The following is a 10,776-nucleotide window of genomic DNA, read 5'->3' as shown; positions in this document are numbered from 1 at the left end:
CGGGTGAGTGTCAAACCGACGATCCGTTACCGATTTGATTTTCCTGGCGCAGGTAGGCTTCGATAAAGGCATCGAGGTCGCCATCCATCACGTCGTTAAGGGCGTTAGTTTCTTCCCCCGTCCGCAAATCCTTCACCATTTGGTAGGGATGGAAGACGTAGTTGCGGATTTGGTTGCCCCAGGCGGCTTCTACCATATCGCCGCGAATATCGGCAATTTCCTGAAGTCGCTGTTCTTGAGCGATCACCAGTAACTTGGCTTTGAGCAAGGCGAGGGCTTTTTCCTTGTTTTGCAGTTGCGATCGCTCTTCGGTGCAGCGGACTGCCAATCCCGTGGGGAGGTGAACCACTCGCACCGCCGTTTCCACCTTATTCACGTTTTGCCCCCCTTTGCCCCCGGCACGGGAGGTGCTAATTTCCAAATCCTTTTCGGGAATTTCCAGGTCTTCTACTTCATGCTGGAGAATCGGCATCACCTCCACCCCAGTAAAGCTGGTTTGACGCTTCCCGTTGGCATTAAATGGAGAAATCCGCACCAGGCGATGGGTTCCTTTTTCACCTCGCAGGTAGCCGTAGGCGTAGCGTCCGGTAATCTCCAGCGTCACCGACTTAATTCCCGCTTCGTCCCCTTCCGAGAATTCGGTGGTTTTGACCTGATAGCCCTGGCGTTCGGCCCAGCGCGAGTACATTCGCAGGAGCATTTGCGTCCAGTCTTGAGCGTCCGTACCGCCCGCGCCAGCGTTGAGGGCTAGCACTGCCCCTCCTTTATCGTAGGGACCCGAGAGTAGTTTTTGGAGTTCCCACTGTTCCAGTTCGCGATCGAGCTTGTCGATGTTCTCTTTGGCTTCATCCAAAAGAGCGTCGTCGGATTCATCTTCGAGCAGTTCGAGGACGGCTTTGGCATCGTCGAGGGCACTGCACCATCCCTTGTACTGCCCGATGGAGGATTTGAGATCGTTGAGTTCTTGAAGGGTGGTTTGGGCGTGGGTTTGGTCTTCCCAAAACTCCGGTTGCGCTGCAATTTGCTCTAAATCTTGAATTTTTGCGCTCAGTGCCGGTAAGTCAAAGATAGTCCTGAGTTTTACCCAGGCGATCGGATAACACGGCCACTTCGCGCTTAATGTCTGTAACGTCCATAGCTAATATTTCGATAACGAGTTTTTGGATGGATTAACGTTCGATTCAAGACACCGATATATTTCAAAATTGTGACATATTCCGGCTGAGATCCCAATGAGTTGAGCTTTTCGATCTTTTCCAGCTCACCGATCCCGACGCCTAATGTTTTCCCGTCACGCTATACTGGCGTAGCGATCGAGCGATCTCTTCAACTTCAACTGGTTTGCTGATATAGTCGTTCATCCCCGCTTCCAAACATTTTTCCCGATCTCCGCGCATGGCATTTGCCGTCATGGCAATAATCCAAGGGCGCTCGAGAGCTTTCCACTCCCGGTGAATTTGGCGAGTGGCTTCAAAGCCATCCATTTGAGGCATTTGCACGTCCATAAACACAATATCGTAGGACTCGCGGCGCAACACCTCGAGGGCTTCTAGACCGTTGGTTGCTAAATCCGCTTGATAGCCCAAACGTTTGAGCATTCTCAAGGCTACTTTTTGATTGATTCGGGTATCTTCAACCAGCAGAATTCGTAAGGGAAGCTGCCGAGAAAAGGATTCATCGACGATACTAGGCGGTTTGGAAGTAGGCTCGAGCGGTTCGATCGCTTCAACGGCGATTTCGATGTCGAGATCGGTCCAAAAGATACTTCCTTTTCCAGGCTGGCTTTTGACATGTAAGGTACTACCCATCATCTGAATCAGTTTTTGGCTGATGGCAAGACCAAGTCCCGTTCCTTCATTGTTATAGCGAGGATTTTTAGCTTGCTCGAAGGGCAGAAAGATTTTTTGTAAGGATTCAGGCTTCATTCCAATCCCCGTATCTTCAATTTGGAAGCGAAGTTTGCGGTAAGATAAAGTGCTATTATTTAAAGCCGTCGCAGACCCAAGATTTTTCACGATAAAGGTGACACCGCCGGTTTCGGTAAACTTAATGGCATTTCCAAGCAAATTAATTAAAATTTGCCGCACTCTTTTTTCATCAGCATGAATCCCCATCGGTAGAGAAGAATCGGGCTGATAGCGAAAGAAGATTTTTTTTTGTTTAGCCCTCACTTGACAAATTTCTACTACCCGTTTTAGAAAATTTGCCAGACTAAATTTCGAGCGATCGAGTTCCATTTTCCCGGATTCAATTTTCGAGATATCTAAAATATCATTAATTAGAGTTAGTAAATGAGAGCCGGATTGATAGATAATATTAATATTATCTAGTTCTTCAGTGGGAATATTTGGAGAACTTAAAAGCATCTGAGAAACGCCGAGAATTCCGTTGAGAGGCGTGCGCAAATCATGGCTCATGTTAGTCAGAAATTCGCTTTTTGATTGATTGGCAGCATCCGCTTCTTGTTTAGCTAGCTGAAGTTGCCGAGTTAAATTTCGCAAGCGCAATTGAACGTTAATTCGAGCTAAAACTTCTTCCTGCTGGAAGGGTTTAGTAATATAATCTACCGCCCCAAGACTCAATCCTTTTACTTTATCGACCACGTCGGAAAGAGCCGTCATAAAAATAATGGGAATGTCTTTAGTCTTATCCCAGTCTTTTAGTCTAATGCAGGTTTCAAATCCATTAATTCCTGGCATCATGATATCGAGCAAAATGATGTCTGGAGCCGCTTTTTCGAGTTTTCTGAGCGCGCTTTCCCCATTTTTCGCGACGAGAACTTCAAAACCAGATTCGATGAGAAAATCTGATAAAACCTGAATGTTAGTGGGGGTATCGTCTACAATCAGTACTTGCGTTTTTTGAATCTCGTCCATTGTGGGTAGAAAAGTCGATAAATCTGTCTGAATGACACAATCGTATTCTCGATGAGCCCGATCGAAATTAAAGTTTTTGCATATGGGGTTCGATTAATTCTAATATTTCTTCATCTTCAAACGATCGAGCCAGATCCATGACCCGCTTTGTAAACGGCGCATACCGATCGTCTAATTCCCCGAGACGTTTGGCTTCGTGCTTGATGCGTTCGATATGACCGATTTGAGCGGCTTCGTACAGGGCGCTCATTTGGGTTGCCAGAGGAACCACTAGCTCAGATGTCTCACCTTCGATCGAACTGGGTGGCTTGGAGTCATTCTCTTCTAACTTACCCCCCCGATCGTAAATCCATTCCAAATCCAAATATTTTTGTAACTGTTCGAGCAATTGCGACTCCCGGACGGGTTTGGGGAGAAAATCGCTACAGCCCACCTCACAACTCTTTTGCCGATTAAAGTTAAAAACACTCGCACTCGATGCGATGACGATCGTCTCGGCGAGTTCGGGCAACTGACGAATCGATCGGGTCATCTCGAAACCATCCATCACCGGCATCACTAAATCGGCGACGATCGCGCTCGGCTGCCAGGCGATCGCTCGTTCCAATCCCTCCCGTCCGTTGCTAGCTTGTTGGATTTCAAACCCCAAAGGTTCGAGCATATCGATGAGAACCGCCCGGTTCGCTACCCGATCGTCCACCACGAGAATTTTACGTCGCGGACCCTGGTAACCAACAATCCCGAGGGTCGATCGTTCTATCTGAAGATCTTGCCACGATTCGGCGATGGGGAACTCGACCTCAAACCAAAATTTAGAGCCAACACCAGGAGTACTCTCAACATGAAGTTCGCTATCCATCATCCGCACTAGCTTTTGACCGATCGCCAATCCCAGACCCGTTCCTTCCACATTCTGTGGTTGGACTTCTCCTTGCTCGAAGGGTTGAAAAATCTTTTGTAATTGCTCCGGGGTCATGCCGATACCCGTATCTTCAACTTGAAAGCGAATTTTGACGCTCGATGCAGCCGAGCGGCTAGAGTCATTTTCAGCTACTAGATCGGGTATCTCCTTTGCGTTGGGAGACGAGTCGATTTCCCCCACCTTGAAGTTAACGCAACCGGTTTCGGTAAACTTGACAGCGTTTCCGAGTAAGTTGACAAGCACTTGGCGCAGTCGCTTTGGGTCTGAGCGAACCGCAGTTGGCAGGCGGTTGAGGGGTTGATAGCTAAAACCGATTTCTTTCTGTTCGGCTTTGATGCGGCAAATATCGCTCACCCCCACCAAAAACCGCTCAAAATGAAAATCTTCAGGGTGAAGTTCGAGTTTTCCCGCCTCGATTTTAGATAAATCCAAGACATCGTTAATCAGCGTCAGCAGATGAATGCCGCACTGTTCGACAATTTGGAGGCGGTCTAGCTGCTTGGGTGTTGCGACTTTATCTCGCTGCATGATTTGAGCGTAGCCCAAAATCCCGTTGAGGGGGGTGCGCAGTTCGTGACTCATATGAGCCAAAAATTCGCTTTTGGCTTGGTTGGCGCGATCTGCCACTTTCTTGGCATCCTGAAGTTCGGTCGTGCGTTCGCTCACCCGCCGTTCTAGTTCTTCGTTGGTATTTTGCAAGCGGGTAAAGGCAGATTGGAGTTGAGCGGCCATCCGATTAAAAGAGCTCGCTAGCTCCCCTAGCTCATCCGAGCGAACGAGTTTGACTCGACGCCCCCATTCCCCTTGGGAAAATTGCTTGGCCGCCGCGTTCAGTCGGCGAATCGGCTCGGTAATCCATTGTCCTGTCAGCAGCCCAACGTAGGTCGCCACCCCCAATGCCACTACACAGAGCATTGCGGTATTGACCGTATTTTGGCGAATCTGCTCCATGAAGTCGGCTTCTGGAATCACCACCACGCTCAGCCAATCCAAATCCCGATCGTCTTGGAGGGGAGTCACCCGAGCTAGGTAGGTTTGACCGTTGAGCTTGAAAGAAAAGTGCTTGGGGGTGAGAATTTGCGCTAGATTACCATCAATTTGGGCCAGTAAGTGGTTGGCTGTCCCTCGAATGAGTGGCTCTTGGCTGTAAATGGCTTGCCGTCGGACTTGTTGTCCCCCTTCGATGCGGAAGGGAGATTCGAGGACGGAACTGGCAATTAATTCGCCGGAGCGCTCGATAATAAATGCTTCTCCCGAACTGCCAATCTCAATCTGACCCAGAAAATCAGAAATTTGAGAAAGACTTAACTCGACACCCAAAACCCCCAAAAAGTCGCCCTCGGGTGAATAGACTGGAACCACCGGACTCGCGTAGAGAACAGCGGCTTCTACCTCTAAAAAGATCGGGCCCCAAGTCGGCTGGCCGGCGGCGACTGCAGCTCGATACCACGGTCGCTCCCGCGCGTCGTATTCTTTGCGACCCAGAAATTCGGTTCGCTCGCATTGGGCATTGAGTCCGTAAGTTTCCCTTTGACCGTTGGTTAGCTCGTCTTTTACCTTCGTGACGATCCGACCGTTTTTCAGGCGTTGAACGGCAATAACATGACCGTCTTCGTTCCCGAAAATGAGGTAATCGACTAAAGTCGGTTGTTGGACTTGCTTGAGGAAATAACACTGTAACCGATCGAAGTCTTGAGTCGTTAGGTTTTCACTCTCGATCGCTGCGAGGATGGTTTGATGGACGAGATAGGGTCGATCGAGATAAGTTTTGACTTGGGTTTCAATGCGATCGGTAATAGAGCTACCTAATTTTTCGATCAGTTCGTCAACGGCTCTACGTCCGCTGCGAAACGATAACCACCCGACGATTCCCACCACCGCAAAGATTTGCAACAGGAAGGGAACGACAATCGAAGTTCGCAGGGGAGTATGTCTGAAAAAGTTAGCCATCAAGCAGTGGAGAAAAGACTGTTCGGGTAAGATGTCGATGGATTCTTTCCCCGTTTTCAGATTCGCTCGCACGAAGAAAAGTCCGTCGGGGATTGTACGGCTACATCTATTTTGACATCCTCACCGCCGTAAACAAGCGGTGATTCCGCTCACCTCACGATGCGCGGTTTCTGTTTCAATGCACCTGCCCTGACAGATTTACTCTGTTCGGGTCTGACGGTCGCTCCACAGACTGACACGGCAAGCCCTGCCGCCAAAATATTTATACTCGCATTCACATCTCTGTCATGGGCTTGTCCACAACTTGGACATTTCCATTGGCGAATGTCCAGAGGCAATTTCTCAACAACGTGTCCGCAGTTAGAACACCGCTTAGAACTGGGGAACCAATAGAAGGTGAAATGTGAATATCGGTAAGCTGATGGACGTTTGTAAAGCCGTCCTTGCAGGACGGGGTTTTAGACCCAAGGAGTTTTGAAACAACCTTTCACGCGATCGAATTCAACTCAACGACCCTAAAACCGATTGGTGCGAGTGAGAGTTCGAGTTTCCCAAAAAATTTGTCGTTCCATACAATGCCATCGGAAGACAAAACAATGCCATCGGAAGACAAAGACATCTTTAAAATGTTAAGTATCTACCTAGACTTCGCTGCATCTTTTAGATAGATTGAAGTTTGCCCGTTGCGATCGCGTCTCCAAGACCGAGAAACCCAGCCGATTTGTCAATATGCCATCCGAACCCTCCGAGCAACTCCTTGCCCAAGAACTACCTCTCAATATTTTGCTGGCAGAAGATATTCGCGTCAATCAAAAAGTGGCTCTGAGAATGTTTAAACGGTTGGGATACGATGCCGATTTGGCAACCAACGGAAAAGAGGTTCTCGAAGCACTGCACCATAAATCTTACGATATCGTCTTCATGGACGTGCAGATGCCTCAAATGGACGGCTTTGAAGCCACTCGCGCGATTCGGGAAGAATGGCAAAACGACAGTCGTCCGTGGATTATTGCCATGACAGCGAATGCCATGCGCGGCGATCGGGAAAAATGCTTGGAGGTGGGAATGAACGACTACATTAGCAAACCCATTCAATTGGAAGCCATCAAGCAGGCATTACGTCAGTTCGGCGCGTTATCTTAATGACGCTCGAGAACGCGCAGAGGGTATAAAAGGGTATAGTCGTCTCCCCACTTCCCCTATCTCATAACAGCGCTTCTGCGGTTAGGATTGATGATAGGTAATTGCCAGCGCAAAATACGAATGGGTTGCATCGATCGAAAATTCTTATCGAGATCTAAGCTCGCTTTATTGAGTCTGCTCCTGTCGTTACTATCGCTCGGGATAGAGGAAGTGCGAGGACAATCGCAACCAACAATTGTGCCTACTTCCCCTGGAACGAGCCGAGAAACCCGATCGCTTGCCGGTGCGGTTCGTACGACGTGGCTCTGGTTGCCCTTCATCTGTAGCCTGGGCTATGGGAGCATCTTTTGGTGGCGTCCCCTATGGCTGCTGAAGCTCGACGATCGCCTCAGATCGAAGGGTATCCCAGTTCCTCTGGCCCATCATCCCCACGTTTTGGATGCTTGGGTTGAAATCCACCAAGCCTCCGTGGGGCGATGGTTTGAGTCTGAACAGTCCATCGTTCGCGCCTCTGACTACATCCCGATTCCCGTAACGCTCGATGGCAAGGAAATTGCCGAACTCACTCCACGAGATTTACAGCGGATATTTGCGCGTTCTGGTGGCTTTATCTCGATCGTGGGTGAAGGCGGTGCGGGTAAAACGGCTCTGGCAGCACAAATGGGACGATGGGCAAGTCATGCCGATCCTCAAACTCGCTCGAGTTCCCATCGGATGTTGCCGATTTGGTTCGATGAAAAATCAGAAGGCGATCGGTCTCCCATCGATGAAATCTGCGATCGACTTCAAGGGGCAACGGCAGAAGCCATTTCTCCCAAACTGGTAGAATCTCTGTTGCGTCGATGCCGTATTTTACTGGTGAGCGACGGCGTCTCGCAAATAGAGGAGAGCCGGCAATTTTCCATGATGCGGGTGGTGACATCGCGCTCCCTCGCGGCTGTGGAAAAATTTTCCACCACCTGCATCGAGCTACTTCCCCTTCGCGGCTACTCGCTGGCTAGTTTTATCGAGAGCTACCTCCAAGAGCTCCAGAAGCGCCATCTTTTTGACGATGAGGAATTTTTTGAAATTTGCCAGCATCTATGCAGTTTTGTTGGCGATCGCCAGATTACACCGTTATATGCGAAGTTATACACCGACTGTGTCATTGCCCATCGGGAAAGGCAAACCGTCGATCGCAAGCCGGAAAATATCCCCGATTTGATGCTCGATTATCTCGATCGACGGGACGGGCAGTGCGAAAGCCCCCAGCATTGGCCGCATTCGACCCTTCATCGCCGCGTTGAAGCCTTGGCATGGGAATGCCTCAAACAAACTTACCAACCCACTTTCGTTGCCGAACGCGATGCGATCGCCGCTCTGGCTCAATGCAACGGCGGAAACGAGCAACGGGCTAAAGCCTTTCTAGAGTACCTGATTCAGGACTTAGTCCTACTCGAAAGGCGACCGAAAACGGGAAAAGTGGGCTTTATCTGTTCGCCTCTGGCAGAATATCTCGCCGGATTGTATATTGTCGATCGCTACGGGGAGGATGAGGCAGCGTGGCGGGAATTTCTCGATACGGTCAAACACCGAGAAGGAAATCCTGGTGAGATTCGCGACTTTCTCCTCGCCGCGCGCGACTGTGCCATTGTCCGGCAAGCTAAAATCGACCTCCCTCAATGGTTACCAAAACGGTTGGGCGAACGCGCGGGTTTAGATCCGACTCTCCTGAGAACAGCCCAGCTCAAGCACCATATCCGAGAACTGATCGCTCAACTCGCCCTGCCCGATACGCGTCTTCGCCAACTAGCCGCCGATCGGTTGGGGCAAATGGGAGCGCGAGCGGGCGCAGCGGTTTCCGCTCTGATGGAAGCTCTCGACGATGAAGACGAGCGGGTGCGCATTCAGTCCTCGGTAGCTCTTGGTAATATTGGGGTTGAGGCGATTCCGGCATTGGTTAATGCCTTTAAAAAGGATAACAAAGAGGTGCGATCGGGCGCGGCATTTGCTCTAGAACGGATGGGAGCCGTCGCGATTCCGGGTCTGGTTGCAGCTCTCAAACTCGAAGATAGCGATGTTCTCTCCGGCACGGTATTTGCCCTAGAACGGATGGGAACGACTGCGATTCCGACCCTGATCGAGGCTCTTAAAAAGGGAGATAATAACGTTCGCGTCCTCGCCGCCATCGTTTTGGGTCGAATTGGTTCCCCAGCCGTCGAGGCTCTGGTGGAGGCATTCCAAACTGGCAATGCTGCCGTGCGCCACCATGCAGCCAATGCCTTGGGCAGTATGGGGGCAGAAGCGAGTGCAGCAGTGCCCGCATTTGAAGCCGCCCTTCTCGATCGGGATAAAGAGGTGCGATCGAGTGCGGTTTTCGTGCTCGAACGGATCGGGGCAGCGGCCGTTACCGCTCTTCAAAAAGCCCTCGCTCACGAAGATTGGCTCGTTCGCCGCAATGCTGCCGACGCCCTCGGACGCATTGGGACTCAGGCAAAAGCTACGATTCCCGACTTGGAAAAAGCCTGTGGCGATCGCGATCGGTACGTTCGAGAAGCGGCCGTTGAAGCACTCCGACTGATTCAAGTCCCCCATCGGGAAGAAGCATAGATTTCCCAAACACAACTCACGATCGATAAAAAGGCAAATGGGTAAGCCAGCCCATTATTATTTTGCGTTATATCGAGAGAAATTCGATCTTTTCTGGAAGGTTGAAGATGGTCACTGTAGAGTCGATTTGGATTGAGGTGGAAACACCATCGAATATAAAATCCCTTCCAATCCCGAATGAGCGTGAACGACCGGGCCTCGGTTTGTCATGCCGAGTTTCTGTGCCAGTTTCAAACTAGGAATATTCTGGGCACTGGCATAAGCGCGCACTTCACCAATTCCAGAGGCAACAAGCGCCTCTAATAAACCTTGCATCGCCTCGATCGCGTAACCTTGGCGGCGATCTCCGGGATTGATGCTGTAGTAACATTCCACCACATCGTCTTCGTAGGGGGAAAAGCCGCAAGAACCGACATATCGATCGGTTTCGGCTAGGGCAATGGCATAGGCATGGACGGGGTTTTCCGAATCGTAAGCCGACACAACGTAATTAAACAGTTCCGTTGCGCCGGATTCGGTTTTTTGAGCGTCGTCGAAGGCTAGATATTGGGTAGACTCGCCATCGAGCATAAATTCGAGGTACGCGGGTAAATCTGATGGCTGGAACTTCCGTACTACCAAACGTTGGGTACGAAGGGGTAATGAAATGTTCATCGTGAAATACTGAGGGTGCACGATTGCTTGTCATGGGACTACTACATTTTTAGGAGCGCGATCGCTCGATTATGCACTTGCCTCACCCAACGTTCTATCTAAAATTCCATCTAAAATTCGATCGGCCCCGAAGCGGACGACATCGGTACAGGGAAGCCCGGTTTCGTCTTCCACTGCCGCGATCGCATCTCGGGCGCGCTCTTCGTCGTAACGGGCGGTATTCAGGGCGATCGCAGCCACTTTCGATGGATGCAGCATTCCCCCCGCCCGCGCCACGGTTTCGTAGAGTTGAATAATGTCGGGTAGGGGGGGAATATCGATATGGGGTTGGCGGTAAATTGAGGTTTGTCCGGCGCGATGCACCAATACCAAATGGGTGGGTTGGGTGCCGCGAATTAGAGGCAACGTCGCCGTGGAACCGGGGTGAACTAAAGAACCCTGGCCTTCTACCACCAGTAAATCTCGATCGCCTCCGGCATTCATCACCAATTGTTCTACTGCCCCGGCCGCAAAGTCCACCCGCACCGCATCCAGGGTCACCCCTTCTCCAGAAATCATCAATCCCGCTTGTCCGGTGGCCAAAAACTTCGATCGCAACCCCCGTCGCCGCGCCGCCCGAGCGATTTCCAAACTTGCCGACAT

The 10,776-nt window shown here is 50.6% G+C and carries 8 protein-coding genes; 2 read left to right on the top strand and 6 right to left on the bottom strand.

The window, feature by feature from the left end:
- Positions 1-10 precede the first annotated feature (10 nt).
- From prfB to IQ235_RS08790, 4 genes are all read right to left on the bottom strand, one after another.
- Positions 11-1,136, bottom strand: a protein-coding gene (prfB, locus tag IQ235_RS08805; protein WP_264321104.1) for a peptide chain release factor 2 whose coding sequence is annotated in 2 segments (ribosomal slippage) — positions 11-1,063 and positions 1,065-1,136 — 1,125 coding nt in all. Because the reading frame shifts where the segments join, the coding sequence is not laid out codon by codon here.
- 141 nt (positions 1,137-1,277) lie between these two features.
- Entirely contained in the window at positions 1,278-2,876 is a 1,599-nt protein-coding gene (locus IQ235_RS08800) for a response regulator (RefSeq protein ID WP_264321103.1), read from the bottom strand.
- A 67-nt stretch (positions 2,877-2,943) separates the two neighbouring features.
- A complete protein-coding gene (locus IQ235_RS08795; protein ID WP_264321102.1) occupies positions 2,944-5,820 on the bottom strand; it encodes a hybrid sensor histidine kinase/response regulator in 2,877 nt (958 codons plus the stop codon).
- A gap of 77 nt (positions 5,821-5,897) precedes the next feature.
- On the bottom strand, positions 5,898-6,197 hold the full coding sequence (locus IQ235_RS08790; RefSeq protein ID WP_441373251.1) for a zinc ribbon domain-containing protein: 300 nt from the start codon (positions 6,195-6,197) through the stop codon (positions 5,898-5,900).
- A gap of 220 nt (positions 6,198-6,417) precedes the next feature.
- On the opposite strand from IQ235_RS08790, the gene IQ235_RS08785 reads away from it, so the two are divergent.
- The gene (locus IQ235_RS08785; RefSeq protein WP_264321101.1) at positions 6,418-6,891 is read left to right on the top strand and encodes a response regulator; all 474 of its coding nucleotides are present in this window, start codon (positions 6,418-6,420) and stop codon (positions 6,889-6,891) included.
- A gap of 237 nt (positions 6,892-7,128) precedes the next feature.
- Entirely contained in the window at positions 7,129-9,480 is a 2,352-nt protein-coding gene (locus IQ235_RS08780; protein WP_264321100.1) for a HEAT repeat domain-containing protein, read from the top strand.
- A gap of 111 nt (positions 9,481-9,591) precedes the next feature.
- On the opposite strand, the gene IQ235_RS08775 is transcribed toward IQ235_RS08780, so the two are convergent.
- A complete protein-coding gene (locus IQ235_RS08775) occupies positions 9,592-10,134 on the bottom strand; it encodes a GNAT family N-acetyltransferase (RefSeq protein WP_264321099.1) in 543 nt (180 codons plus the stop codon).
- A 69-nt stretch (positions 10,135-10,203) separates the two neighbouring features.
- On the bottom strand, positions 10,204-10,776 hold a 573-nt coding region (locus IQ235_RS08770), incomplete at its 5' end, for a DUF1611 domain-containing protein (RefSeq protein WP_264321098.1).

This window comes from Zarconia navalis LEGE 11467 (assembly GCF_015207075.1).
Classification (GTDB): domain Bacteria; phylum Cyanobacteriota; class Cyanobacteriia; order Cyanobacteriales; family Geitlerinemataceae; genus Zarconia; species Zarconia navalis.
This window is presented reverse-complemented; position numbering and strand designations above follow the sequence as displayed.